The following is a 24,935-nucleotide window of genomic DNA, read 5'->3' on the forward strand; positions in this document are numbered from 1 at the left end:
GCCGTCGCCACCGTCGCCTCCACGTCGCGCCCCGCAGGTCAACCGCGCGGTAGCCGCACCTCTGCGACCGTACCGCCGTCGGTCCTCGGACGTAGGGATACCCATCCATTCTGCTGTTCAACGATCCGGCGGACGAGATAGAGGCCCAGCCCCGCCCCGGGGTAGCCGCGCCGGTCACCGGACTCGCCCTGCCAGAACCGGTCGAACGCCCGTTCCACGTGCTCCGGCCGGATGCTGATGCCGCGGTCGCTCACCCGGAACGCGACCAACTGACCGTCGACCCCGGCCGTGATCTCGATGGGGGAGCCCGGCGGCGAGTACTTGCCGGCGTTGGTCACCAGCTCGGTCAGGACGGTGGCCAAACTGGGACGGTGGCCGAGCGCCTTGGGCAGGTCGACGGGCAGGCGGAGCGTCAGCCGGTGCCGCAGCTCCGCCGGCAGGTCCACGACCGCCGCGCGCAGCGCCGCACCGAGGTCGAACGGGGTGGGCGGCTCGTCCGCGGGCCCCGTCTCGGCCGCCGAGGAGAGCAGCCGGTCGACCAACCGGGCCAGCTCGTTGGCGCGCTGCCCGATCACCCGGGCGGCCTGCCGTCGGTCGCCGTCGGTCAGCGACTCCCAGTGGTCGGTGAGGGTGTCCGCGTACCCCTTGATGACGGTGACCGGCGTGCGTAGCTCGTGGCTGGTCACCGCGACGAACAGCTCCCGGTCGTGATCGCGGCGCTGCTGGTCGGTGATGTCGCGGAAGGTGACCACCCGCAGCGCGCCCGGGCCGGGCAGGTCGCCGGAGGTGATGCGCAGCCAGCGCCCGTCCGGCAGCCGGTGGTCGCGAACCTGGCCGGCAGGCGGCAGCGGCAACGGCAACGGCCGGTTCAGGGCCTGGCCCGTCGTGCAGCCGGTGACCTGGACGGCCGCCGGGTTCCACAGCCGGACGTGCCCGTCCCGGTCGACCACCGCCAGCCCGTCGGCGAGCGCTGCCACCACCGGCCCGTCGCCGTGCACCGGCAGTCCGCTCTGGTCGCCGTACATGTGGGCGACGCACGAGGCGAGGTACGCGATGACTCCCTGCTGCTCGGCGCCCGGCTCGTCGTCGCCCGGATAGAGGGCGTGCAGGCTGCCGACGGTGTGACCGCCGATCTCGGCCCGGGACACCACCATCCGGTGCAGGCCGCTGCCGGCGAGTTCGGCGGCGAGCTTGCCGCTCAGATCGGTCACCCGGACCTGGCTCACCCGCGGGCCGGAGAGCAGCCGGACCGTGTCCGGGTCGTCCGCCGCGAGCGGGCGGCCGAGCGCCCACTCCGCCGCGCCGGTGGCCGCGATCACCCGGCCGCCCGTCGGACCGAACTCGACGAACGCCATTCCGCTCGCGGACAGCGCCGGTTGGGCCATCCGGAGGAGTTGGGTGAGGACCGGCAGGCCCGCGTCCCCCGCATTGATCATCTCGATCACGACGGTGTGGCCGGCGAGAAGAGCGGGAAAATCGATACGCTCCGGCATGTGCCGAGTCTGCCCCGCCGGCCCGGCTTTCGGCACCCCCGGTTGTCGGGTGGGCGTAGGCGTAGGCGCTGCCGGCGGTCGACGCGCTGGGCGGCCGGCTCGGCGTCGCGGCCCGTTCAGCGGTCCCGCCGGGCCAGCACGTGCGCCGGTCGGTCCGTGATGATCCCGTCCACCTCCCCGGCCAGCACCAGCTCCACGTCGGCCGGCTCGTTGACCGTCCAGACGTACACCTGGTTGCCGGCGGCGCGCAGCGCGGGCAGCAGGTGGGGGCGGGCCCGGAGCAGGCCGATGCCCGGGCCGGCGATGCGGGCGCCGAACGGCAGCCGGCCCAGCCGCAGCCAGGGTGGAAGCACCTCCAGCAGCAGCACCGTGGGCAGCGCCGGGGCCAACTCCCGGACCCGGCGTACGGCCAGCGGGGAGAACGACATGACGGTCACCTGGACCGGGTCGTCCGGTGCCGGATCGACCAGCCCGTACTGCCGCAGCAGGTCGACCAGCCGCCGCTCCACCAACGAGCCGAAGCGGGACGGATGCTTCGTCTCGACGAGCAACCGGACGGGCCGCCCGGCAGCGAGCACCGCGTCGAGCAGCCGGGCCAGGGTCAACAGCCGGGTGTGCGACTCGTCCGGCGGCAGGTCACCGCTCGGCGCGCCGGCCGGATGCCACGAGCCGAAGTCCAGCGCGTCCAACTCGGCGAGAGTTCGCGCGCTGACCAGCCCGCGACCGTTGCTCGTGCGGTCCAGCCGCCGGTCGTGTACGCAGACCAGATGACCGTCCCGGGTCAGCCGGACGTCGCACTCCAGCCCGTCGGCGCCCTCGTCGAGGGCGCGCAGGTACGCGGCGAGGGTGTGCTCCGGAAGGTCGTACGAGGCGCCGCGGTGCGCGAAGACCAGTGGCCCGCCCATCCCGGCCGCCTCAGATGACCTGGCCGGGCTGCCCGTTCGCGTCGACCACTGCTCGGCCGACCGCTGCCCACTGGCGCATCCCGCCGTCGGCGTTGCGCACCTGACCCCACCCGTTGTTGATCAGGTAGGCGACGACCTGGGCGGATCGTCCACCGGAGCGGCAGATGACGGCCACGTCCCGGTCGGTCGGCACCTCGGCCAGCCGCGCGGGCAGTTCCATCATCGGCAGGTGGTGGGCGGTGGGGGCGTGGCCGGCCGCCCATTCGTCGGCCTCCCGCACATCGAGCAGGTAGGTGTCGTCGGCGATCTCGGTCACGGGCACGGTGGGAACCTGGGGTCCGAACACAGGAAGCAACACTAGATCCTCGGGGGCCGGATCGGCACCGACCCGGCCGTCGCCACGGTCACAACCGGGTCACCCAGCGCGGGTTGGCCTGCGCCCAGTCCGGTACGCGGGTGCCCCGGACCGCCTCGAACAGCCCGTTGCCGCCGTTGTCGAGCACCACGTACGAGACCTGGTCGATGGTCTGCGGGGACGAGGGCACCTGGATGCCGCGCATTCCGTCGGGCGGCAGCGCGCGGAGCGCGAGGAGCAGATCCTCAAGGGGTACGCCGTTGGTGTCGACGGTCAACGAGCCGCCGACCGCCCGGAGCACCTGGTCCAGCTTCACCGGATTGTTGCGCAGGTCGGCGTCGCCGGCGCTGTCCAGCATCGCCCGCAGGAGTTGCTGCTGGTGGCGCTGCCGGTCGTAGTCGCCCCCGGGCAGGTCGTAGCGCTGCCGTACGTAGTCCAGCGCCTGTGCCCCGTCCATCCGCTGGCAGCCGGTCCGGAAGACCCGGTTGGTGTGGATCGAGCGCACCTCGGTGTCGACGCACATCTGCACCCCGCCCAGGAGGTCGATCACCTTCCGGAAGCCGGAGAAGTCGATCAGGGCGGCGCCGTCGAACCGGATGCCGGTGAGCCGGTTCAGGGTGGTGGAGAGCAGTCGGGCGCCGGCCGATCCGCCGCCTCCGTGCTCGTACGCGGCGTTGATCTTGTCGGGGCCGCCGCCGAAGCCGTTCGCCGGTGGGATGGCGACCAGCAGGTCACGGGGGATGGAGACCAGGTACGCCGCACGCCGTCCGGCGGGTACGTGCACGATGAGGATGGTGTCGGAGCGCTGGTCCGGCTCGCTGCCGCCGGCGCGTTTGTCGGTGCCGATCAGCAGGTAGTTGAGCGCCCCGTCCAGGTCGGTCCGGTCGGTTCGGGCGTTGGCGTCGAGCAACTGCTCCTTGGTGACCGTACGGTCGTACCGGTGGGTCAGTGTCTTGAGGCCCATCACCGCGAGCCCGGCCAGCAGGACTAGGGCCAGTCCGACGCCGAGCAGGAGGCGTGGCCAGCGATCGCGGCGCGACCCGGCCGGGTGTGCCCGGCCGGCCGCGTTCCGTCCCCACCTGGACGTGACCGCCTCCCCGCAGCCGATACGTGAACCTTGCTCACGTCAGGCTACGGTCAGTGACGGAACGGTCGCCGGGCTTTCCGCGACTTGGCCGTCACTTCCGGCCGGAGATCACCTCGGGGTGGGTGAAGACGAACTCGGCGAGCTTGTCCTGCTTGACCGCCTCGAACATCGCCATCGTCTCCTCGTTCAACGCCTCACGGTTGTTGCCGTTGCCGTTGAAGCTGCCGTTGTTGGTCTTCAACATGGTCAACTCGTTGGCGGTGACGCCACGCATGGTGAAGATGAAGTTCTCGATCGGCACGCCGCCGGTGTCCAGGACGAAGGCCTTGCCGGCTGCCTTGATCAACGAGTTCATCTTGGCCGGGTTGGTCAGCATGCCGCCGTCGTTGGCCTTGCGGGCCATCGCCTTGATCAGTTGCTGCTGGTTCTGCTGCCGGTCGTAGTCGCCGTTGCGGAGGGTCTTGCGCTGCCGCGAGTAGTCGAGCGCAGCCCAACCCTCCATCTCCTGGCAGCCCTTCTTGTGCACCACCGGCTTCATCGTCTTGCCGGTCTTCTTGGCGTCGGCGTTCCACATCGGCTTACCGTCGACATAACTCATGTGCAGCGACGTGACCTCCTGGCTCACGCAGATGCGCACGGTGCCCAGGGTGTCGATGACGTTCTTGAAGCCCCCGAAGTTGATGATCGCCGCGCCGTCGAAGCTGATGCCCGTGAGGCGCTTGATCGTCTGCGCCATGAGCTGGGCGCCACCCTCCCAGCCGCCACCGTTGCGGGCACCGGCCTGGAAGGCGGCGTTGATCTTGTCGGTGCCGCCGGTGTAGCCGCTCTTCTTGAACGGGGGGATCTGCGCCTCGGTGTCGCGGGGGATGGAGATCAGGTACGCCTGGTCGTGCGAGGCCGGGATGTGCAGGACGATGATGCTGTCCGACCGGACGTCGTCGGCGGCCCAGCGTTCCCGGGCGTCCACGCCGAGCAGCAGCATGTCGATCGGCCCGTCCAGGCTCGCGCCACCCTCGGCGTCGGTCTTGCCGGCGTCGCCGAGCAGGTTGCGCTGGGCGATGTCACCGGTGGCCTGACCGACCAGCACCTTCGTGCCGACGATCGCCACCCCGCTGCTGAGCATCAGCACCGCACCGAAGATCACGGTCAGGCGGGCCCAGAGCGGATCCTTGCGCCGGGGCCGCTTCTTCGCCGGCCCCTTGCCGCCTGTCCGGCTGTCGCCGGCACCTGGCGGACGACCGCCCGGGCCGCCGCCCGACGGGCCGGGCTGCACCGGTATGGACGCGGCGATACGACCGCTCTGCGCGGCGGATGTAGTGGACGGAGGGCGACGGCTGGCCTGAACCGGCATTCGTGCTCCAGCTCGTGATCAGGAGGGGGCGGCACCACTGTACGTACATCAATTCGACTTTGCGAGTTCATCTGGACTCAATTCGCTCGCCAGGCACCGTCAACCAGGCGATCGCCCCCACTCGATGACCAGAAAGGCGAGGCAGCGATGGCCTGATCGGCTCGAACGCCTCGATGCCCCTAATGTCCGATTCTATCTGACAAGTTGGCGCGGCACCTGGTGTGGCACGCGCGAAAAGGGGGCCCGACCCGGATGGGTCGGACCCCCGCAGGGTCTACTTGCTCGCTGGCGGAATCGGCCCGTACGCGCAGGTGGACGCCGAGTCGATGCGGATCCCGTTGGGGATCCCGTAGTACCCGACGTCGTAGAGGGTGTTGGGCTTGCCGGCGGCCATGCACTTGATCAGCCCGGTGGTGTATCGGACGTACACAACGTCGTCGTTGCGGCTGTTGGCGCCGTACACGACATCGACCCCGTTCGAGATGGACTGGAAGCCCGAGGTCACGACCTGGTACTTGTGATCGATGACCTTGTCCTGGTCGGAGAGGCACGTGTAGGGGTACGGGCACCCGAGGGCGGCAGCCTGAGCCGGTGCGGCGGTGGCTGCCAGGCCAGCCCCCGTGATGAGCGCGGCGGCGGCCGTCGCCCCTAACGCCTTGTGCAGCTTGCCTGTCATCGACTTCTCCTCGCCTTGGTGGCAGAGGGCAACGACCCGAAGCGATGCCGGGCGCCTCCCTCGATCGAGACGCCCGGCAAGCGGTTCGCCCGGCCAGGGCCCCTGCCGTGTCCGTGGTTGTCATTGATCGAGGTGCGAGGCCCAAACCTAAGACAATCCCCAATGGACGGTCAAGACACTTACGGAGTGGGGGCAGGAGAGGAGGCTCAGCCGCCGTCGTTGCTCTTCGGCGGGTTGGCCTTCACCCAGTCCGCCATCGTGTCCGCCGACATGGCCTTGTACATCGCCAGCGCCTTCTCCCGGTCCGACACCACCACCGACTCGCCGTTGATGGTGTCGCTGCCCGAGTTCGGGCTGGTCAGGAACGTGAGGTTCTCACCACGCAGGCTCCGGAACTGCACCGCCATATCGGTCAACGAGAAGCCCTGGTCGACGGTCACCGCCGCGGTCACCGACTTGAGGAAGTCGTTGAGCTTCTTCGGGTTCGCCAGGGTGCCGGTGCTGGCCGCCTTGTCCATCAGCGCCCGCAGGAAGTCCTGCTGGTGCCGCATCCGGGCGAAGTCGCCGTCCGGGAACTGCTTACGCTGCCGGATCCAGTCCAGCGCCTCCGCGCCGTCCATGTGGTTGGTGCCCTTGGTGAACGTCCGGTACGGCTTGTGGATCGAGGTGATCGTCCGCTCCACCTTCAGGTCCACCCCGCCGAGGGCGTCGGTGACCTCCTTGAACCCGCCGAAGTCGATCGCCATGACGTGGTCGATCCGGACGTCGCTGAAGCACTCGACGGTACGGACCGCCAGCGGCAGGCCACCGAAGGCGAACGCTGCGTTGATCTTCGCGCGCCGGCCGGAGCCGCAGTCCGCGCCCGCGCTCTCCGGGATCGGCACGTACAGGTCACGCGGGATGGAGACCAGGTACGCCTCCTTATGGTCGGCCGGGATGTGCATCACGATGATCGTGTCGGCCCGCCACTGGCTCTTGGTGTCGACCGGCGCGTCCGGGTCCCGGGAGTCGCTGCCGACCAGCAGGATGTTCAACGCGCCGTCGACGGGCTTCGCCGGACGGCCGCCGGTGATCTCCGCGAAGGGATCGGTGCGGGCCAGGTCGTTGTTGAGGCCGCGCGCGTACAGCCACGCGCCCAGGCCGCCGAGCAGCGCCAACACCAGCACCGCGATGCCCGCCACCAGGCCGATCCGCCCCCAGCGTGGGCGGGGACCACGCCGTCCCGACCCGCCGGCGCCACCCGGCCCGCCCGGTCCCGTCGGCCCGCCGGGGCCGACCTGCCGATCGTCGTACGACGGGTAGAAGCGCGCCTCGGCCGGACGCGCGCGTCCGGAGGCGCCCCGGTCGGGGCCGGGCACCGAGGCGCGCCCGGCGCTGCGGTGCAGGTACGGGTGGGGAACGCCGGCAGGGGTCGCTGACATGCAACTCAGAGTACGTAGCGAGGGCCACTACCGCCCTCAGGTGACACTCAGCGATCGGCGGTCCGCCGCGAGCCGGTTACCCTAGCCGCGCCCGGAAGTACTCGATCGTGCGTCGCAGGCCGTCTTCGGGCGTCACGGCCGGCTCGTATCCGAGCAGTTCACGGGCGAGGGTCAGGTCGGGGCGCCGCATCTCTGGGTCGTCCGCGCTGCGCGTGATGTACGTCACCTCCGAGTTGCTGTCGGAGAGTGACACGATCAACTCGGCGAGTTGACGCATGGACATCTCGTGCTCGGTACCGCAGTTGACCGGCCCGGTCTCGGTCGAGTCGAGCAGCAGCAGGATGCCCCGCACCAGATCCTCGACGAAGCAGATCGATCGGGTCTGGTTGCCGGTGCCGTGCACGGTGATCGGCTCGTCACGCAGCGCCTGGGAGATGAAGGTCGGGATGGCGCGACCGTCGTCCGGGCGCATCCGCGGGCCGTACGTGTTGAAGATCCGCACGATCGCGGCGTCCAGCCCCCGGTACCGGTGGTACGCCATGGTGGCCGCCTCGGAGAAGCGCTTCGCCTCGTCGTAGACGCTGCGGACGCCGATGGGGTTGACGTTGCCCCAGTAGGTCTCGCGCTGCGGGTGCTCCTTCGGGTCCCCGTACGCCTCGCTGGTGGAGGCCATCAGGAACCGGGCGCCGTCGGCGACCGCGCGGTCCAGCAGGTGCAGGGTGCCCACCGACCCGACCCGGAGGATCTCCACCGGAAGCTGGGCGAAGTCGGTGGGGCTGGCCGGCGAGGCCATGTGCAGGATCGCGTCGAAGCGCTCGGCCAGCGCCGGGTGGTGCGTCGGCAGGCCGTCGGAGAGGTCCGCCTCGACCAGGGTGAAGGTTGGCCGGTCCAGCAGGTGGGCGACGTTCTCCTTGGAACCGGTGACGAAGTTGTCCAGGGCCACCACCGTGCACCCGCGGGCGATCAGCGAGTCGACCAGGTGCGACGGAACGAAACCGGCGCCGCCGGTGACAAGAACGCGGTGACCAGACCCAAAGCGCGTAGCAACCTTCATGCCGGTCAGCCTACCGACTGAAGGAAGGGCCCCCTGCTAACGCCTGGCGTTGTACAGGGGGCCCTTCCTAACAGCTAGCGCGTCAGTGCGCACCCGCGCCGGTGAGGGCGCGGACCTCCAGCTCGGCGTACTTGTCCTCGTCGTGCTCCTTCGAGATGAGCGTGCCGACGAACCCGCAGAGGAACCCGAACGGGATGGACAGGATGCCCGGGTTGGACAGCGGGAACCACTGCCAGTCATGGTCCGGGAACATCGACGTCGCCGCGCCCGACACCACCGGTGAGAAGAACACCAGCACCACGGCCGAGATCAGACCGCCGTAGATCGCCCATACCGCTCCGGAGGTGTTGAACCGCTTCCAGAACAGGCTGTAGAGGATCGCCGGCAGGTTGCCCGAGGCGGCGACCGCGAAGGCCAACGCCACGAGGAACGCCACGTTGAGGTTCTGCGCGTAGATCGACAGCAGGATCGAGATCGCGCCGATGACCAGGGCGGAGATCCGGGCGACCCGTACCTCCTGGCGCTCGGACGTCTCGCCCTTCTTCAGGACGTTCGCGTAGAAGTCGTGGGCCAGGCTGGACGAGGAGGCCAGGGTCAATCCGGCGACCACGGCCAGGATGGTGGCGAAGGCGACCGCCGCGATGATCGCCAGCAGGGCCGCGCCACCCAGGTCACCGCCGAAGAACTCCAGGCCGAGCGCCTCGGCCAACTGCGGCGCGGCGGTGTTGCCGGCCTTGTCCTGCGCGATGATCGCCGGACCACCCACCATCGCCGCCGCGCCGAAGCCGAGGGCCAGGGTGAGCAGGTAGAAGGTGCCGATGATGCCGATGGCCCAGAGCACGCTCTTACGGGCCGCCTTGGCGGTCGGCACGGTGTAGAAGCGGATCAGGATGTGCGGCAGACCGGCCGTGCCGAGCACCAGGGCGATGCCGAGCGAGAGCAGGTCCATCTTGTTGTAGAACGTCTGCGTGGCGTTCCCGGCGACCTCCACCCCGTACCGCAGGCCCGGTTCCAGGAGTTTGTCGCCCTTGCCGGACGCGGAGGCGGCGGCGCCGAGCAGCTCGGACAGGTTGAAGTGGTACTTCGCCAGCACCAGCACGGTCATCAGCAGGGCGCCGCTCATCAGCAGGAACGCCTTGACGATCTGCACGTACGTGGTGCCCTTCATGCCACCCACGGTCACGTAGATGATCATCAGGGCGCCGACCATGATGATGGTCGCCACCTTGGCCGTGGCGGCATCCATGCCGAGGAAGGTCGTCCCGGGCTTGATGCCGAGCAGCAGCGCGACGAGCGCGCCGGCGCCGACCATCTGGGCGAGCAGATAGAAGATCGAGACGGTGATGGTGGAGACGGCAGCTGCCGTACGCACCGGACGCTGCCGCATCCGGAACGCCAGCACGTCGGCCATCGTGTACCGGCCGGAGTTGCGCAGCAGCTCCGCGACCAGCAGGAGGGCCACCAGCCAGGCGACCAGGAAGCCGATCGAGTAGAGGAAGCCGTCGTAGCCGTAGAGCGCGATGATGCCGGCGATGCCGAGGAACGAGGCGGCCGACATGTAGTCGCCACCGATCGCCATGCCGTTCTGGAAACCGGAGAAGGAGCGGCCGCCGGCGTAGAAGTCCGTGGCCGTCTTGGTCTGCCGGCTGGCCCAGATGGTGATGCCCAGGGTCACCGCCACGAACACCAGGAACAGCGTGATGGTCAGGTTGCGGGCCGTGTGGTTCGTCGCGTCGGCCGCGAGGAGCAGGTCAGCCGCGTGGACCGTCATCGTGGGTCACCTCCCCGATTTCGGCACGGATGCGGTCGGCCACCGGGTCGATCTTCCGGTCGGCGTACCGGGAGTAAAGCCAGGCGATCAGGAACGTCGAGACGAACTGGAGCAGGCCGAAGACCAGGGCAACGTTGATGTTGCTGCCGAACAGCTTCGTGCCCATGAAGTCCCGGGCGTACGCGGAGAGAATGACGTAGAGCGCGTACCACAGGAAGAACGCGACGGTCATCGGGAAGACGAAGCCGCGCAACGCGCGCCGCAACCCGGCGAACTCGTCTGACTGTTGTACGGCCAGGTACTTGTCCGGCTGGGAAGCGGTCGGCGCGGGTGTGTCCGTGGACATCTGTGGATCACCACCTTCACAGGCGTCGGGGGTAGTTGCGCGCACCGTAGGAGGCACGCTCCCCGCCGGGGAAGGTCGAGATCGACGCCGGTCGTCGAGTGCGCCGAGCGGTTGGCTGGGTGCGCCGAGTGACCTACGTCACCCCGGTGACCGGTCGCGCTCCCAGGCCCCTGGTCAGCCCGGCAGCTCGAGGTACCGCCCCCGGTAGTGCAGCAGCGGGGTGGTGTCCTCGGCCAGGTCGACGGCCTCGATGGTGGCCTCCACCAGCAGGCCCCAGCCGTACTCCCGGGCGGTGTCCAGCCGGCACCCCGCCCAGCCGCCGGCGTCGGACGGCACCGGCCCGTAGGGCGTGTCGGTCCACCCGCCGGAGGCGAAGAGCCCTCCCGGCGCGGGAAAGAGGCCGGCGAAGCGGTCGGCGAGCTGCCGGTGTGGCGGGCCGAGCGGCGCGACGGCGAACCGACCCGCCTCCTCGACGGCGGCCCAGAGGTCGGACTCCGGGTCGATCAGCCCGAGCAGCCGGTCCGGCTCCCCCTCGGCGACCAGTGTCGACGCGACCGTCAGACCCGCCGGGCCGGGCGCCGTCCAGAGGGTGACCGGCGCGGCGAGCCGACCCCGCAGCCGGCGGGCCGGCGACCGTTGCCCGGCCGGCACCGCGAACGGATCGGTGTGGTGGATCTCGGCGCCCGGCTCATGATTCACGTGAAACATTGTGCCGCCCCGGCCGCGCACCCAGCCCAGAAAGCGTGCGTGCAGGTCGGCGGGTCGCCCGCTCAGCCGGGCGAGCTGATCGCCCGCCTCCGCCATCAGCGTGCCCAGGTAGAACAGCAGCGCCGTGCGGTCGTCCCGGTACTCGGCCAGCAACGCCAGCCGCGCCGGTTGGCAGGGCCAGTGCGCGCCGCAGCCGCGACACCGCCACAGCGGTCGCATCGGCAGGTGCGGCCGACTCACTCCGCACCGCCGGCGGCTGGCGGGAGGCAACACTTCGGTGAGCGTGATGCCGGTGAGTCATCTTGATGACTGACAGGCATCACGCTCGTTGGGGTGTCAGGTGCCCGCGCGAGACGCGCCACACCGCCGTGTGCCAGCTCGATCGCGCCCGGCACGGCCGTCGCCGCCACGTTCCTCATCGAGTACGACCACCGCGCCCCGCCCCGACCAGGAATGAATCCGAGCACGGCTGACCTCCTCCCGTTCGATCAAGGGGCCGCCCCGACCGGGGGAGTGACCGGGACGGCCCCGACGCAGGACCGACCGCCGGGTCATCGCCTCCACCAGCCGGGCCGCGTGCTCTCCACCCTGGACGGCGCGGCGCGGACACGGGAGGATTCCAGGGCTTACTACGCAGCGCAGTCACGTACTTACCGGAGAGGTAGGGATGAACATCGAGATGTGGGTACGGGCGTTGAAGGCCGCCCGCGCCGGTGCCGACGTGTCCCAGGAAGCTCTGGCGACCCTGATCAGGTGGAGTCCGTCCACGGTGGCCGCCATCGAGACCGGCCGTCGCCGACCGACGATGGAATTCGCGGTGGCCGCCGACGAAGCCCTGGCCACCGGCGGCCTCCTCGCCGAACTCCTCAAGGCTGCGGACCAGGAACACGGCCCATCCTGGTTCGTCCCGTGGCGCGGCTACGAGCAGCGGGCGACGCGCCTCCGAGCCTTCGAGGCATGCCTGGTGCCCGGCCTGTTGCAGACCGAGGAGTATGCCCGCGCTGTCATCTCGGCGGGTGGATTGCAGCCGCCGGCCGTGGTCGACGAACTTGTCGCGGTTCGCCTGGAACGTCAACGGCTGTTGTCCCGGGAGGTGCCGCCGCACTGCGTCTTCGTGGTGGATGAAATGGGCCTGCATCGCCCCGTGGGGGGTCACGCCGTGCTCAATGCCCAACTCGGTCGACTGCTTGAGGTGGCGGACCTTCCGTTCGTGCGGCTGCACGTCATTCCATTGAGCGTCGGTGAGCATGTCGGGTTCGGTGGCGGCTTCGTATTCGCCGATCTGCCTGACGGGGAAGGGGTGCTCTACCTGGAGAATGCCGCTCGCGGACACGTCATGGATGAACCGCAGACGCTCCGATTGATTGATCGCAAATGGGATAGTCTGCTCGGCGAAGCACTGTCCACAGGTGCGTCAATGGACCTGATTCGGAAGCTGAAGGTGACACCGTGACGATGATTGAGCCGCGCTGGCGCACCTCTATCCGGTCGACCGACTCCGGCGGCAACTGCGTCGAGGTGGCGGACAATCTGCCGGGTGTCGTCCTGGTGCGGGACAGCAAGGATCGGTCCGGGCCGGTGCTCACGTTCAGCCCGTCGGCCTGGACCGGATTCCTCGCTGCCCACGCGTCTCGCGGCCCGGCCGCCTAGCGGCGTGGGGTGACGGTGGCGAGCAGTTCCGGCTGACGTCGGTCCAGCACGTCACCGGCCAGGTAAGCGCCGAGCAGGGCCGCACCCAGCCCGTACGCCGTGCCGACCGGAAGGGCCAGCCACAGCCAGGCCTCGCCGAGCAGCGCGGCGGCCACCACCATCGGCACCGCGACGGCCGCCGAGGTGACCATGGCCAGCAGGGTGAGCAGCCCCTTCGCCATGCCCGCACCGCTGTTCATCCCGAACGGGTTGCTCGTCTCCGGCAGCGAGTACGCCCCGAGCACCGAGACGAAACTGTTCACCGCCAATCCCGCACCGTAGGTGGCGAGCAGACTGCCCACCATCAGCCCGATCCACTCCGGTCGGCTGAGCAGCGCCGACAGCACCACTGCGATGATCGCCAGCATCGGCAGGACGTACAGCGAGAAGGCGGTCATCCGCGCGCGCAGCTCGACGCGACCCGGCACGCCAGCCACGACGTTCGCGGCGTACGCGCTGCCGTCGAAGCCGAACTGGTTGGCCAGGGTGACCGAGGCGAGTACGCCGACGAAGAGAAGCGAGATGGTGACCACGACCGGTGAGCTGTCGCTGGCGGCCGCCGTGAACCCCGCGTTCTCGGCCGCGAAGTCGCCGCCCATGACGTTGATCAGGACGGGCACGAAGATGCCGACCACCGCGATGGTGATCAGGTTGGCTCGGCGGCGGGCGTCCCGCCACCAGTAGCGGGCCTCCCGGGCGACGAGCGCGCCGAACCGGTCCCGCCGCGCCCAGGTGGCGGCCCGGGGGAAGAGTTGGGCGACCGCGCCGCCGTCGACGCCGCGTCGCGCCGGTGCCCGGCCGGCGGTCGCCGAGCCCACCATCGCCGACTCCAGCGACCGCGACCACCAGGCCAGCAGCGCGCCGATCGCCGCCAGCGTGATCAGCAGCTTGAGCGGGGCGGCCCACACCCGTCCCTGTGCCACGTCGATGCCGGCGGTCCACGGCGCCCCGAACGGCGTCCACCCGAGCACCGACGCGGCTCCGGTCAGTCGGGTCCAGTCCGTCTGGCGCAGCGCCGCCAGGCCGAACACCTGCAACGGGCCGAGTAGCGCGGCGGTCACCGCCAACAGCACGGCGGCCAGGTCGCGTACCCGACGGGACCGCAGCATGCTGGCGAAGGCGCTGGTCACCGCGCGGCTCGCGGCCACACAGAGCAACAACCCGGCGAGTACGCCGAGCACGGCCACGACACCGGCGGACCAGCCGCCCAGCGCCCAGGCGGTCAGTACCAGCCCCAGCGAGGCGATCGACGCCGCCAGCACCGGCACGCTGACCAGCGCGGCGGCGAACAGGCCGACGACAAGGGTGCGGCGCGGCAGCGGCAGCAGCGCGAACCGGGCCGGGTCCAGTGTCTCGTCCACCCCGAAGAAGACCAGCGGCAGCAGCAGCCAACCGAGCACCAGCAGGCCCCCGCCGGCCGCCGCGACCAGCACCGCGTACCGGCCGTTGCCCGTCATGCCCGGCGCGGCGAACAGGAAGAAGCCGCTGGCCGCGAGCCAGAGGCCGACCAGCGCCCCGCCGACGAACATCGCGATCCGCCAGCCCTGGCCCCGGAAGTTGTTGCCCATCACCCGGAGCTTGAGCCGTACGAAGTGCCGCGCGGAGACCCGTCGCGCCGGAGCGGCGGGTGCGGCGGGCGCGGTGGCCGGGTTCACCGAGACAGCCATGACAACTCGTCACCGGTCGCGGTGCGCCCGCCGACCACCTCGACGAAGACCTGTTCCAGCGACCGGTCGCCCCGGACGTCCGCGATCGTGCCGACCCGCTTGATGGTGCCCTGGGCCAGGATCGCCACGTGCGAGCACAGCCGCTCGACGACCTCCATCACGTGACTGGAGAAGACCACCGTGCCGCCGCCGGCCGCGTACCGGGTGAGAATGTCGCGGATCAGCGCCGCCGACACCGGGTCGACCGCCTCGAACGGCTCGTCCAGCACCAGCACCCGGGGCGCGTGCAGCAACGCGCAGGCCAGGCCGATCTTCTTCTTCATGCCCGCCGAGTAGTCCACCACCAGCGTCCGGCCGGCGTCGCCGAGCGCCAGGACGTCCAGCAGCTCCGCGGCCCGCTGGTCGACCACTGCCGGGTCCATCCCCCGCAGCAGCCCGTGGTACGCCAGCAGTTCCGCGCCGCTGAGCCGGTCGAACAGCCGGACGCCGTCGGGCATCACGCCGAGCAACTGCTTGGCCGTGACCGGGTCGCGCCACACGTCCTGGCCGAGCACCCACGCCGAGCCGGCGTCCGGCCGTAGCAGGCCGACCGCCATCGACAGGGTGGTGGTCTTGCCGGCCCCGTTCGGGCCGAGCAGCCCGTAGAAGGACCCGGCCGGTACGTCCAGGTCGACACCGGCGACCGCGACCGTGCCGTCGAACCGTTTAGCCAGACCACGCAGCACGAGCGCGGGATGTTCACCAGTCATGGCCCGACGTTATCCGCCGACCGCCAGATCCGCCGTCCGGCGACAGGCGGACGCACGATCATTCCGGAGGCGTAGCCGCCCGGCTTGATCCACTCGTGTTTCGTGATGCTGCGGTATCCCCTCCGCCCGGACACCCCTATTTCAGTGATCCCGAGTGGATCAATGCCCTCGCGGCGCCGATCTTGCAGTTTCGGTTGTCCATAAGCGTGAGATGTCGTCTTTGTCGCCACAGAAACTGCAAGATCGCGGGGCGCGGGGCGCGGGGCGCGGGGCGCGGGGCGCGGGGCGCGGGGGGGGGGCGGGGGGCGGAGGGGGCGGGGGGCGGGGGGCTACAGGCGCAGGGCTTCGGGGGTGTGGAGGCGGAGCATGGTGGCCGCTACGTCGGCCGGTGCTCGGCGGCGGGTCGCCATCGACACCGCGACCATCACGGTGAAGGCCAGCGGCACCGTCCAGGCGGCCGGCTGCGCGGTGAGGGTGGCGGGCCAGCCGGACAGCGGCGGGCCGAGGACGGTCACCAGCACCGCGCCGATCGCCGCCCCGCCGCCGGCCAGCACACCGGCGGCCGCGCCCAGGTCGGTCAGACCGCGCCACCAGATGCCGAGCACCAGCAGCGGGCAGAAGCTCGACGCGGCGACCGCGAAGGCCAACCCGACCACCTGTGAGACGTCCAGGCCGGAGACGTGCAGGGCCAGCACCGCCGGTACGCCCCCGGCGATGACGGTCGCCCAGCGGAAGCCGCGTACCGAGCCGCGGCCGAGCACGTCCGTCGAGATCACCCCGGCGACGCTGGTCAGCAGGCCCGACGAGGTGGACAGGAAGGCGGCGAACGCTCCCGCCGAGACCAGCGCGGCGAGCAGCCGCCCGGTGAGCCCGTCACCGAGGACCGCGCCGGGCAGCAGGACCACCACCGCGTCGGTCTGCCCGCTGACGAGCAGTTGCGGGGTGTAGATCCGGCCCAGCACCCCGTACAGGGTGGGTAGCAGGTAGAAGACGCCGACCAGGGCCAGCACCACGAGCGTCGTCCGCCGTGCCGCCGCGCCGTCGGGGTTGGTGTAGAAGCGGACCAGCACGTGCGGGAGACCCATCGTGCCCAGGAAGGTGGCCAGGATCAGCGAGTACGTGCCGAACAGGCCCCGGTCGTCGGCGCCGGCGGCGCTGGGCAGCAACCAGTCCGCCGCGTCGGTGGCCACCCCGGACACCTCCGGCACCGGGTCACCGGCGGCGAACGACAGCTCGTCGCCGGGGCGTACCTCCCGAATCTCACCGTCGGCCAGGGTGAGGGTCGCGCGGTGCTCGACCACGACGGTGGTCGCGGCCCGGAACGTCGGCCCGTCCGGCGGTGTCACCGCCGGGCGGGCATCGGCCTGCCACTGCAGCGCCAAGAAGATCACGGGTACGGCGAGAGCGGTCAACTTGAGCCAGTACTGGAAGGCCTGGACGAAGGTGATGGCCCGCATCCCGCCGAGCGCCACGTTCGCGGTGACCACGGCCGCGACCAGAAGGGCACCCACCGGGTACGGGGAGCCGGCCACCGTGGCCAGCGTGAGCCCGGCACCCTGTAACTGCGGCACCAGGTAGAGCCAGCCGATGAAGATCACGAAGGCGGTGGCGAGGATGCGCAGGCGGCGTGACCCGAGCCGTAGTTCACAGAAGTCGGGCAGCGTGAACGCGCCGGAGCGGCGCAGCGGCGCGGCCACGAACAGCAGGAGAGCCAGGTAGCCGGCGGCGAAGCCGACCGGGTACCAGAGCACGTCCACGCCGTACTTGAGGACCAGGCCAGCGATGCCGAGGAAGCTCGCGGCCGACAGGTACTCCCCACCGATGGCGGCAGCGTTCCAGGTCGGACTGATCGCCCGCGAGGCGACCAGGAAATCTGACGTGGTCCGGGCCAGCCGCAGCCCGTAGAAGCCGATGCCGACGGTGACCAGGGTGACCGCGACGATGGCCGGAACCACGTAGTCGTTGCCCACCTCAGTGCTCCGGCCGCTGCACCAGGTCGGTGAAGTCCTGCTCGTTGCGCTCGGCCAGCCGCACGTACGCCCAGCCCACCGCGATCAGGAACGGGAACGACGCCACCCCGAGCAGCAGCCAGGGCAGGTTGACGCCGGCCACGGTGGTCCGGCCGAGCGACGGCGCGATGGCGAACAGCCAGGGCAACCCGCCCAGCCCAATGACGACCACCAGCGACAACCGCAACGCCAGCGCGAGCTGGGCCCGGACCAGGCCACGGACCAGCGCCTCGCCGACCTGGGTCTGCTGGGCCAGCTCGGCGCGGGTCCGCTCGGAGCGCGTGTCGCGCCGGGTGATGTCGGCCAACACGATCCGGGCCCGGCGGGGCGGCGGAACCGCACCGCCCGACCCCACGTCAGGGAGTTGCTTGGCCACCCCGGCAGTCTTGCCCGCCTCGCCGGATTGTCAAGCGTCGACGCTCACCAGCCACGCGGGACGAGGCAGTGCGAGGCCGGGCCGATCACCGGGATCCGGTCCAGCTCGGGGCGGGCGCGCTCCCGTCCGAGGTTCGTCGCCCAGACACCGTCCCGTGGCAGTTCGACGGCGAGCCGGGACAGCGCGCAGATCCGCATCGGCTCGGGCAGCCGGGCCAGGGCGGGTACGGCGTCCGCCGAGAGGCCGGACACGTAGTCGACGTCCAACCGGCCGGTCTGCAGGTACCTGTCGACGTTCCGGTCGGCGATCAGCCGATCGGGGTTGACCAGGGCCAGCCCGAGCAGCGCCAGTACCGCCGTGCCGATCACCAGTCGGGGCAGCCAGGTGGCCCGCAGCCGTACCACGGCCACGCCGACCAGCACGAACAGCAGCCCGAGCCACAGTTCGACGGTTGCCACGACGAGCCGCAGGCGGGTGGCGCCGTACGCGTCGGCGTAGACCTGCATCCGGTAGAGCGCCGAGGCGACGATCACCAGGCTGAGCGCGGTCAGCGCCCCGAGCAGCGCGCGGACGAGCAGCCGGTCGGTCCGTGTGGCCTTCGGTGCCCGACGGGCGGCGACGGCGATCACCAGCAGGGTGAGCCCGGTGACGGCGAGCAGTTGCCAGAAGCCGCCGCGCGCGTACTGCGCGTAGGTGAGCCCTGCCGTGCGCAGCACGTGCCCCGAGCCACCGAACAGCACCGTCAACTGGACCAGTACGAACGCCGCGAACAGGGCGTCGAGCAGCACCAGCGGAAGCGTCCACTCGAGCCGGTGCGCCGGCCGCGCCGGCCCAGGCCGCAGGCCGTCGAGGTTGGGCGGTCGACTGACCAGGTACGCGGCACCCAGCAGACCGCCACCGATCAGCAGCAGACGGAACGTCCACCCGATGGTGCCGGGAACCGAGATGTCGGGCAACAAGCCGCTGACCAGGTCGGCGAAGACCGCGTCGGCGGAGGAGAAGAGCAGGCCGAACAGCATCAGCAGACCGGCGGAGATCGCCACGCTGGTCAGGACCCGTCCGACGGCGATCCCCGAGCCGGCCGGTCGGGTGTCGCGCAGCCCGCGTACCGCCCAGGGGAGCGCCCGTACCGTCGCGGCCGGCGGCAGGGTCGCGGCCAGCAGCATCCCGAGCGGGCTCCGCCCGCCGGTCACCGCGAGCGTCCCGGTCACCACGGCGGCGAGCAGGCAGAGCGCGAAGAGCCAGCCGGCTGCCCGGAGGGTACCCACGCCCACCAACGCGACGGTCGCGGCGGCCCAGACGACCTGCGCCGCCCGCCCCGATGCCCCCGTGGCATCGGGACGGGCGATGGCCGCCGGGGTCACCCGGTCCGTCGGCGTGGCCTGGTCCGCCGGCGTGGTGGGGGTGGTTGGCGTGGCCTGGGCCGTCGGCGTGGCCTGGGCTGCCGGCGTGGTCGGAGCGGCCGGACCGGCCGCCGTGGCCGGCGTGGTCGAGGTGACCTGGGCCGTCGGGGCGGCCGGGGTAGCCGGGCTGGGCTGGCCGGTTGCGCTGGGCTGGGTCGCCGGACTCGTCGGACTGGGTGAGGTGGTCGGTGGCGTCGGTGTCGCCGACGCGGGTGGAGTGGTCGACGGCTTCCCCCGAACGACGGCGGCGACGGCCAGCGCGGCGGTGCCGGCCAGCACGGCCACCAGCCAGCCGAGTCCGGGACGAATCATCGTGATCGTCGACGCGCCGAGGACGGAGGCCGCCGTCAGGGCCGCCAGGACGAGCGGGCGCGCGGCACCCGATGGCCCTGGCCAGCGCCGCTCGATCAGCGATGGCGGCCGGGGTACAGCCGCCATCGGCTGGGGCCAGGCCGGAAGCGGCCGTCCGGCAGGGCCGGTCGGCGGTGCGGCTGGGCCTCCGGCCCGGGGTGCCGCTGGGCCTCCGGTCGGCGGTGCCGACGGGTTGGCGGTCGGCCGTGCCGGTGCTTCGGCGACTCGCGTCGCCGGGCCGCTGGTCGGCGGCGGAGTGCTGCCAGGGGTGGTCATGCGACCTCTCCTCGGTCTGGGCCGTTGTTCGGGATGGTGACCTGGATGCGGCAGCCCGGACGGGCGCCCTTGGCGGCGCTGACCGGGTCGAGGACCGCGATCCGGCCGCCGTGGAGTTCGACGACCCAGCGGGCGATGGCGAGGCCGAGGCCGGTTCCACCCCCGGCGGCGCGGTCGCCGCGGGTGAATCGTTCGAACACCCGCGACCGCTCGGCCGTCGGGATGCCCGGTCCCTCGTCGCTGACCTCGAAGTGGAGCTGGCCGGCGTGTTCCTCGGCGCTCACCCGCACGGTGCCGCCCGGCGGACTGTGTCGCGCCGCGTTGTCGAGCAGGTTGGTGAACACCTGGTGCAACCGCCACGGGTCGGCGTGCACGGTCAACGGCGTCGCCAACTCGTGCAGCCGGAAGTCCACGTCCAGCCCCGCGCCGGCCGCGCTGGCGGTGGCGTGCTCCACCGCCTCGTCGAGGAAGTCCCCCACGTCGATGGTGACCCGGCGCAGTGGCACCACCCCGGCGTCGAGACGGGACAGGTCGAGCAGGTCGGCGACGAGATGACCGAGCCGCTCGGTCTGGGACAACGCCGCGCGCAGTGCCGCCGGCTCCGGCTCGGCCACCCCGTCCACCATGTTCTCCAGTACGCCCTGCAACGCGGTGATCGGCGTCCGCAGCTCGTGCGAGACGTTGGCGATCAGCTCACGCCGCCGCTGGTCCGCCGCGTGCAGGTCCTCGGCCATCTTGTTGAACGCCTGGGCCAGCTCGCCCACCTCGTCCCGGGAGGTGGCGCGTACCCGACGGGTGTAGTCGCCGCGGGCCATCACCCCGGCGGCGGCCGTCATCTCGCGCAGCGGCGAGGTCATCCCGTGGGCGAGCACCTGCGAGGTGACCAGCGCAATGCAGATGGCGGTGATCGCCGTGCCCGGTGGGAGCCAGCCGATGCCGTACCAGAAGTAGCCGATGGCCACCGCCCAGGAGGCGACCAGCAGGACGCCGAGCTTCATCTTGATCGAGCGGACCGGGTCGAGGGGGCGGGGAAGCACCCGGTTCAGCCAGTCCACCTGCGGGCCGGTCACGCGGGAACCTCCAGGGCGTACCCGACGCCGTGGACGGTCCGGATCAGGTCGGCGCCGAGTTTGCGGCGCAAGGCCTTCACGTGGCTGTCCACCGTGCGGGTGCCGGTGCCGTCGGCCCAGCCCCACACGTCGGCGAGCAGTCGTTCCCGGGGAAGCACCGTCCGGGGTCGCCCGGCGAGGTGCAGCAGGAGGTCGAACTCGGTCGGCGTGAGGTGCACGTCCGCGCCGGCCCGGCGAACCCGCCGTTCGGCTTCGTTGATCTCGATGTCGCCGAGACGGATGGCGGGTGGCGCGGGGGTCGCGGCCCGTTCCATCCGGCGCAGCAGCACGTGGACGCGGGCAGCCAGCTCGCGCATCGAGAACGGCTTGGTGAGGTAGTCGTCCGCGCCGACGGCGAGCCCGACCAGCAGATCGGTCTCGTCGTCGCGGGCGGTGAGCATCAGCACCGGAACCGGCCGGACGGCCTGGATACGCCGGCACACCTCCAGACCGTCGAACCCGGGCAGCATCACGTCGAGGACGACGAGGTCCGGCTGCCCGGTCCGGAACCGCTCGACCGCGCTGGGGCCGTCCGTGGCGATCTCCACCGCGAAACCCTCGGCGCGGAGTCGGGCGGCGACCGACTCGGCGATGGTGCGTTCGTCCTCGACGACCAGGACGCGGCGTTCCTTCATGGGGTCTGACTGTAGGGAGCCACCGTGGAGATCAGTGGGTGGCGTTGTGAACAACCTGTGGAGAACCGGTCAGCCCTGTGGATAACTCGGCGGTAATGGCCGCCGGCCTCCCCGAACGTCCGAGGCTCGTTGTGGACGACCAACCGAGCTGTCAGGGTGGACCGGTAGAGAGGAGGTGTGACGGTGACCAACCCTGCCCGGCCCGGCCGAGGTGACGCCTGGACGGTGGACGACCTCCAGGCCCTCCCCGAGGACAACCAGGTCTACGAGATCTTCGACGGGAGCCTGCTCGTGTCCCCCCATGCGGACGTCTTCCACGGCGCGGTCGCCAACCGCCTCCGCCGAATCCTCGACCGGCAGGCACCGGCTGGTCTGCTTGTCGGGCAGGACATCGGCGTCAGCGCGAAGCGCTCGTCGTACTTCGTTCCGGATCTGTTCGTCGCACGCGAGAGCGCGATGGATCGGGGTGGCGCCGCGCTCGACCCGGTCGACGTGCTCCTCGTCGTTGAGGTGATCTCGCCGAGCAACGCCGGCCGCGACCTGGTGCTCAACCGGCACGAGTACGCGGCGGCCGGCATTCCCCGCTACTGGCTGGTGGAGCCCCGCAAGCAGACCGTGACGGTGCTCGTGAACGCGCCCGGCGGTTACCGGGAGCAGGTCGTCATGCCAGCGGGCGAGGTCTACCGCAGTGAGCAGCCGTTCCCGCTCACGCTTGCGCTCGCCGACATCTTCTGACCTGGCCTCTGCTCGGTGGTTGCCGGGTTCAGTCCAGGCCGACGCGCTCGGGGCGGGCCGAGGCGGAGCCGAGCCAGGTGTGCGGGTTGCCGTACCAGCACCAGCCGAGCTTCGGCGCGCCCTGGCTGATCCACAGCGCCGGCACCCGCTTGTCGCCGCACCGTGATCCGACCAGCGAGAAGCACCTGTTGCTGGCCAGCGCCTCGGGGTACAGCGTGATGAAGGCGAGCCCCTCGTCGATGGTGAGCGGAAGCCGATCCTGGGCGGTCATACCCTCCATGGCCGCCGCCGGGGCGAGGTTGCGGAACTCCTCACCACGGTCGACGTCGAAGAGGAGGTACGCCGGCCCGGCGGGCACCTCCAGCTCCTTGATGGGGTCGAAGCGCGGCAGGTCGTCCTCGGCGTAGTGCCGGTCGAGGAAGCCGGGCTTGCGCTTGCCGGCCAGGGTGGTGAGTTCGAGTCGGGGCTCCACGCCGATCAGGTCGCGCGTGACGACCAGCAGGAACGGCACCCGGGCGTCGGTGGGCGCGGGCAGGCCGGCGGCACCGTCGACCGCTCGCGCCCGCAGGGGCGCGACCAGGTCGCGGAAGGCGCTCTCGGTCATCCCGGCCAGGGCCGGATAGCCCAACTTCAGCAGGCGGTCGAGCTGGCTGTCGAACTCGGTCTCGGCGTTGAACGGAGTTTCGTGCACGGCGGCCTCCCGGGTTGTCGTACGGCCTAGCGTACAACGTACGGGATGGTCGGGCGCATTCCCGGTTCAGCGACTCCAATCCTGCTTCGCCGCCCTGACCAGCTTGTCCTTCAGCTCGCGGGTGTGCCGCCGGCTCACCGGCAGCTCGGTGGAGTCGACCACCACCACGTAGCCGGAGTTCACCAGACGCAGTTCGGCGATCAACTTCAACTGCACCAGGTACGACCGGTGCACCCGCACGAAACCCGCGTCCGCCCAACGCTCGGCAAGCGTGGCGAGCGAAACCCGTACCAGGTGCGACCCCTCGGCGGTGTGCAGCCGCGCGTAATCGCCCTGCGCCTCCACCCAGCGCACCGCCGAGCGCGGCAGCATCCGGGTCGTCCCGGCCAGCTCGATCGGGATGGTCGGATCCTCCTCGGCGCGGGCCAGCGCCGCCGGGTGTGACGGCACCACCCGCGAACCGATCACCCGCCGCAGCGACTCGGCCAGCCGTTCGGCGCGTACGGGTTTGCGGACATAGTCCGTGGCGCCCAGGTCGAAGGCGTCCACCGCGCCGTCGTCGTACGCGGTGACGAAGACGATCGCCGGTGGCCGGGCGAACCGCCGCAGCACCCGGGCCAGCTCCATGCCGTCCAGGCCGGGCATCCGGATGTCCAGGAAGACCACGTCCACGTCGCCGTCGCGCAGCAGCCGCAGCGCCTCCGTGGCGTCCCCGGCCGTGTGCAGGCGGGCCACCCGGGGATCGGCCCGCAGGTGGTACGCCAACTCGTCGAGTGCCGGCGGCTCGTCGTCCACCGCCAACACCCGCAGGAACCCGGTGGTCACGAGCCGGCCCTTACGCCCGGGTGGAACTTCGGCACCCGCACGCTCACCCGCGTGCCCGAGCCCAGCCCGGTCTCGACGACCAGCCCGAAACGATCACCGAAGACCGAGCGCAGCCGCTCGTCGACGTTCGAGAGGCCGACGTGCTGGCCCGTGTCGTCACCCGGGTCGCCGGTGCTGCGGGCCAGCTCGGCGATGCCGGCGGTCAGCGCGGTCGGATCCATACCCACCCCGTCGTCCTCCACCGTGATGTGGCATTCGGCGCCCGCGTCCCGGGCCTCGATGCTCACCATGCCCGTGCCCGGCTTGCGGGACAACCCGTGCCGGACGGCGTTCTCCACCAGCGGCTGGAGGCACAGGAACGGCAGCGTCACCGGCAGCACCTCCGGCGCGATCTGCAACCGCACCTGCAACCGGTCGCCGAAGCGGGCCCGCTCGATCGTCAGGTACCGGTCGATCGACCGCAGCTCCTCGGCGAGGGTGGTGAACTCCCCGTGCGCCCGGAACGAGTACCTGGTGAACTCCGCGAACTCCAGGATCAACTCCCGGGCGCGCTCCGGGTCGGTGCGGACGAACGAGCCGATCGCGGTCAACGCGTTGTAGATGAAGTGTGGGCTGATCTGCGCCCGCAGCGCCCGGATCTCGGCCCGCGCCAGCCGCTCCCGGGACGAGTCCAGCTCGGCCAGGGCGAGCTGGTTGCCGGCCCAGTGCGCGGTCTCCAGGGTCGCCTGCACCAGCCCCGGCGCCGGCGCGTTGTCGGCGATCGCCACCAGCGCCCCGACCACCCGGGCGTCGGCGCCGTGCAGGGGCGCGACCACCGCACCCCGGATCGGGCAGTCCACCCGGTCGCAGCGCAGGTCGGACTCCCCGAGCACCGTCGACCGCCCGGAGCTGATCGACCGCTGGGCCGCCGCCAGCAGCTGCTCGCCGTGGTGCGTGCCGCGTCCGTCGAGGGCGAGCACCTTGTCGGCGTCCGTGAGCGCCAGCCCGACCGCGCCCACCAGGGCCCGCAGATGGCGTACGGCCTTCGCCGCGCCGGCCGCGCTCAGCCCCGCCCGGAGCGGTTCGGCGGCCAGCCCGGCGGTGTGCAGCACCTCGTAGGTGGCCCGCTGGGTGGCGGTGGCGATGCCGCGCCGGGCGCGCAGTCGCAGCACCGCCAGCAGAGCCGCGGTCAGCGCGGTGACCAGCGAGACGACGCCGACGACGGCGGAGAGGTTGCCACCCACGCAGCGATCCTGACGGCTCGCCGCCGCCCG

24 protein-coding genes are annotated in these 24,935 nt (G+C 71.3%); 3 read left to right on the forward strand and 21 right to left on the reverse strand.

Annotated elements, in window-relative coordinates; translation table 11 throughout:
• Nucleotides 1–38: 38 nt before the first annotated feature.
• The 11 genes from ACIBTX_RS05675 to ACIBTX_RS05725 all read right to left on the reverse strand — a co-directional run bounded on the left by ACIBTX_RS05675 (nt 39) and on the right by ACIBTX_RS05725 (nt 11,386).
• Complete coding sequence (locus ACIBTX_RS05675; RefSeq protein WP_357131494.1) at nt 39–1,493, reverse strand: ATP-binding protein; 1,455 nt, start codon at nt 1,491–1,493, stop codon at nt 39–41.
• Nucleotides 1,494–1,609: 116 nt separating this feature from the next.
• The gene (locus tag ACIBTX_RS05680; RefSeq protein ID WP_357131497.1) at nt 1,610–2,398 is read right to left on the reverse strand and encodes a glycerophosphodiester phosphodiesterase family protein; all 789 of its coding nucleotides are present in this window, start codon (nt 2,396–2,398) and stop codon (nt 1,610–1,612) included.
• A gap of 10 nt (nt 2,399–2,408) precedes the next feature.
• On the reverse strand, nt 2,409–2,744 hold the full coding sequence (locus ACIBTX_RS05685; RefSeq protein ID WP_357131500.1) for a rhodanese-like domain-containing protein: 336 nt from the start codon (nt 2,742–2,744) through the stop codon (nt 2,409–2,411).
• A 58-nt stretch (nt 2,745–2,802) separates the two neighbouring features.
• On the reverse strand, nt 2,803–3,717 hold the full coding sequence (locus tag ACIBTX_RS05690; protein ID WP_396832084.1) for an LCP family protein: 915 nt from the start codon (nt 3,715–3,717) through the stop codon (nt 2,803–2,805).
• 214 nt (nt 3,718–3,931) lie between these two features.
• Nucleotides 3,932–5,191, reverse strand: coding sequence for an LCP family protein (locus tag ACIBTX_RS05695; RefSeq protein ID WP_357131506.1), 1,260 nt, complete (start codon nt 5,189–5,191; stop codon nt 3,932–3,934).
• A 274-nt stretch (nt 5,192–5,465) separates the two neighbouring features.
• Nucleotides 5,466–5,867 (reverse strand): hypothetical protein, encoded by a 402-nt coding sequence (locus tag ACIBTX_RS05700; RefSeq protein ID WP_357131509.1) that lies wholly within the window; start codon nt 5,865–5,867, stop codon nt 5,466–5,468.
• 206 nt (nt 5,868–6,073) lie between these two features.
• Nucleotides 6,074–7,288 carry an LCP family protein gene (locus ACIBTX_RS05705; RefSeq protein ID WP_357131512.1) on the reverse strand — a complete coding sequence of 405 codons (1,215 nt, stop codon included), beginning with the start codon at nt 7,286–7,288 and terminating at the stop codon, nt 6,074–6,076.
• Between the two features lie 76 nt (nt 7,289–7,364).
• The gene (locus tag ACIBTX_RS05710) at nt 7,365–8,342 is read right to left on the reverse strand and encodes an NAD-dependent epimerase/dehydratase family protein (protein WP_357131516.1); all 978 of its coding nucleotides are present in this window, start codon (nt 8,340–8,342) and stop codon (nt 7,365–7,367) included.
• Between the two features lie 82 nt (nt 8,343–8,424).
• Complete coding sequence (locus tag ACIBTX_RS05715; RefSeq protein ID WP_357131519.1) at nt 8,425–10,113, reverse strand: cation acetate symporter; 1,689 nt, start codon at nt 10,111–10,113, stop codon at nt 8,425–8,427.
• Nucleotides 10,094–10,459, reverse strand: a complete 366-nt coding sequence (locus ACIBTX_RS05720; protein WP_355048660.1) for a DUF485 domain-containing protein — start codon at nt 10,457–10,459, stop codon at nt 10,094–10,096. Before ACIBTX_RS05720 ends, ACIBTX_RS05715 begins: the two co-directional genes overlap by 20 nt.
• Nucleotides 10,460–10,633: 174 nt before the next feature.
• A complete protein-coding gene (locus ACIBTX_RS05725; RefSeq protein ID WP_357131821.1) occupies nt 10,634–11,386 on the reverse strand; it encodes a flavin reductase family protein in 753 nt (250 codons plus the stop codon).
• A gap of 448 nt (nt 11,387–11,834) precedes the next feature.
• Between ACIBTX_RS05725 and ACIBTX_RS05730 the strand changes: the two genes are divergently transcribed.
• Together ACIBTX_RS05730 and ACIBTX_RS05735 are read left to right on the forward strand one after the other, a co-directional pair.
• Entirely contained in the window at nt 11,835–12,620 is a 786-nt protein-coding gene (locus tag ACIBTX_RS05730) for a helix-turn-helix transcriptional regulator (protein WP_357131523.1), read from the forward strand.
• Entirely contained in the window at nt 12,617–12,817 is a 201-nt protein-coding gene (locus ACIBTX_RS05735) for a DUF397 domain-containing protein (protein ID WP_357131526.1), read from the forward strand. Before ACIBTX_RS05730 ends, ACIBTX_RS05735 begins: the two co-directional genes overlap by 4 nt.
• Here the strand turns inward: ACIBTX_RS05735 and ACIBTX_RS05740 are convergent.
• The 7 genes from ACIBTX_RS05740 to ACIBTX_RS05770 all read right to left on the reverse strand — a co-directional run bounded on the left by ACIBTX_RS05740 (nt 12,814) and on the right by ACIBTX_RS05770 (nt 21,431).
• Nucleotides 12,814–14,523, reverse strand: coding sequence for an ABC transporter permease (locus tag ACIBTX_RS05740; RefSeq protein WP_357392290.1), 1,710 nt, complete (start codon nt 14,521–14,523; stop codon nt 12,814–12,816). The two genes, ACIBTX_RS05735 and ACIBTX_RS05740, sit on opposite strands and share 4 nt — an antisense overlap.
• Entirely contained in the window at nt 14,508–15,272 is a 765-nt protein-coding gene (locus ACIBTX_RS05745) for an ABC transporter ATP-binding protein (RefSeq protein WP_355048664.1), read from the reverse strand. The genes ACIBTX_RS05740 and ACIBTX_RS05745 overlap by 16 nt, the downstream gene beginning before the upstream one ends.
• Nucleotides 15,273–15,601: 329 nt before the next feature.
• Nucleotides 15,602–17,242, reverse strand: a complete 1,641-nt coding sequence (locus ACIBTX_RS05750) for a cation acetate symporter (RefSeq protein ID WP_357131532.1) — start codon at nt 17,240–17,242, stop codon at nt 15,602–15,604.
• A gap of 1 nt (nt 17,243) precedes the next feature.
• On the reverse strand, nt 17,244–17,657 hold the full coding sequence (locus ACIBTX_RS05755; protein WP_355048671.1) for a hypothetical protein: 414 nt from the start codon (nt 17,655–17,657) through the stop codon (nt 17,244–17,246).
• A gap of 44 nt (nt 17,658–17,701) precedes the next feature.
• Complete coding sequence (locus ACIBTX_RS05760; protein WP_396832086.1) at nt 17,702–19,372, reverse strand: DUF4153 domain-containing protein; 1,671 nt, start codon at nt 19,370–19,372, stop codon at nt 17,702–17,704.
• Nucleotides 19,373–19,683: 311 nt separating this feature from the next.
• A complete protein-coding gene (locus ACIBTX_RS05765; RefSeq protein ID WP_357131824.1) occupies nt 19,684–20,685 on the reverse strand; it encodes a HAMP domain-containing sensor histidine kinase in 1,002 nt (333 codons plus the stop codon).
• Nucleotides 20,686–20,753: 68 nt separating this feature from the next.
• Nucleotides 20,754–21,431 carry a response regulator transcription factor gene (locus ACIBTX_RS05770; protein ID WP_355048673.1) on the reverse strand — a complete coding sequence of 226 codons (678 nt, stop codon included), beginning with the start codon at nt 21,429–21,431 and terminating at the stop codon, nt 20,754–20,756.
• Nucleotides 21,432–21,614: 183 nt separating this feature from the next.
• Between ACIBTX_RS05770 and ACIBTX_RS05775 the strand changes: the two genes are divergently transcribed.
• Nucleotides 21,615–22,166 (forward strand): Uma2 family endonuclease, encoded by a 552-nt coding sequence (locus tag ACIBTX_RS05775; protein ID WP_357131539.1) that lies wholly within the window; start codon nt 21,615–21,617, stop codon nt 22,164–22,166.
• Nucleotides 22,167–22,194: 28 nt separating this feature from the next.
• Here ACIBTX_RS05775 and ACIBTX_RS05780 read toward each other — a convergent pair whose 3' ends face one another.
• The 3 genes from ACIBTX_RS05780 to ACIBTX_RS05790 all read right to left on the reverse strand — a co-directional run bounded on the left by ACIBTX_RS05780 (nt 22,195) and on the right by ACIBTX_RS05790 (nt 24,905).
• Nucleotides 22,195–22,857 (reverse strand): DUF5701 family protein, encoded by a 663-nt coding sequence (locus ACIBTX_RS05780; RefSeq protein WP_357131542.1) that lies wholly within the window; start codon nt 22,855–22,857, stop codon nt 22,195–22,197.
• Between the two features lie 66 nt (nt 22,858–22,923).
• Nucleotides 22,924–23,682 (reverse strand): LytTR family DNA-binding domain-containing protein, encoded by a 759-nt coding sequence (locus tag ACIBTX_RS05785; RefSeq protein WP_053651534.1) that lies wholly within the window; start codon nt 23,680–23,682, stop codon nt 22,924–22,926.
• A complete protein-coding gene (locus ACIBTX_RS05790) occupies nt 23,679–24,905 on the reverse strand; it encodes a histidine kinase (protein ID WP_363660852.1) in 1,227 nt (408 codons plus the stop codon). Before ACIBTX_RS05790 ends, ACIBTX_RS05785 begins: the two co-directional genes overlap by 4 nt.
• Nucleotides 24,906–24,935 lie beyond the last annotated feature (30 nt).

This window comes from Micromonospora sp. NPDC049359 (genome assembly GCF_044466585.1).
Lineage (GTDB): Bacteria > Actinomycetota > Actinomycetes > Mycobacteriales > Micromonosporaceae > Micromonospora.

Coding starts and splice junctions, on each gene's coding strand:
- ACIBTX_RS05675 (WP_357131494.1), bottom strand. CDS start 1,493: ATGCCGGAGCGTATCGATTTTCCCGCTCTTCTCGCCGGCCACACCGTC.
- ACIBTX_RS05680 (WP_357131497.1), bottom strand. CDS start 2,398: ATGGGCGGGCCACTGGTCTTCGCGCACCGCGGCGCCTCGTACGACCTT.
- ACIBTX_RS05690 (WP_396832084.1), bottom strand. CDS start 3,717: ATGGGCCTCAAGACACTGACCCACCGGTACGACCGTACGGTCACCAAG.
- ACIBTX_RS05695 (WP_357131506.1), bottom strand. CDS start 5,191: ATGCCGGTTCAGGCCAGCCGTCGCCCTCCGTCCACTACATCCGCCGCG.
- ACIBTX_RS05700 (WP_357131509.1), bottom strand. CDS start 5,867: ATGACAGGCAAGCTGCACAAGGCGTTAGGGGCGACGGCCGCCGCCGCG.
- ACIBTX_RS05705 (WP_357131512.1), bottom strand. CDS start 7,288: ATGTCAGCGACCCCTGCCGGCGTTCCCCACCCGTACCTGCACCGCAGC.
- ACIBTX_RS05710 (WP_357131516.1), bottom strand. CDS start 8,342: ATGAAGGTTGCTACGCGCTTTGGGTCTGGTCACCGCGTTCTTGTCACC.
- ACIBTX_RS05715 (WP_357131519.1), bottom strand. CDS start 10,113: ATGACGGTCCACGCGGCTGACCTGCTCCTCGCGGCCGACGCGACGAAC.
- ACIBTX_RS05720 (WP_355048660.1), bottom strand. CDS start 10,459: ATGTCCACGGACACACCCGCGCCGACCGCTTCCCAGCCGGACAAGTAC.
- ACIBTX_RS05725 (WP_357131821.1), bottom strand. CDS start 11,386: ATGCGACCGCTGTGGCGGTGTCGCGGCTGCGGCGCGCACTGGCCCTGC.
- ACIBTX_RS05730 (WP_357131523.1), top strand. CDS start 11,835: ATGAACATCGAGATGTGGGTACGGGCGTTGAAGGCCGCCCGCGCCGGT.
- ACIBTX_RS05740 (WP_357392290.1), bottom strand. CDS start 14,523: ATGGCTGTCTCGGTGAACCCGGCCACCGCGCCCGCCGCACCCGCCGCT.
- ACIBTX_RS05745 (WP_355048664.1), bottom strand. CDS start 15,272: ATGACTGGTGAACATCCCGCGCTCGTGCTGCGTGGTCTGGCTAAACGG.
- ACIBTX_RS05760 (WP_396832086.1), bottom strand. CDS start 19,372: ATGATTCGTCCCGGACTCGGCTGGCTGGTGGCCGTGCTGGCCGGCACC.
- ACIBTX_RS05765 (WP_357131824.1), bottom strand. CDS start 20,685: ATGAAGCTCGGCGTCCTGCTGGTCGCCTCCTGGGCGGTGGCCATCGGC.
- ACIBTX_RS05770 (WP_355048673.1), bottom strand. CDS start 21,431: ATGAAGGAACGCCGCGTCCTGGTCGTCGAGGACGAACGCACCATCGCC.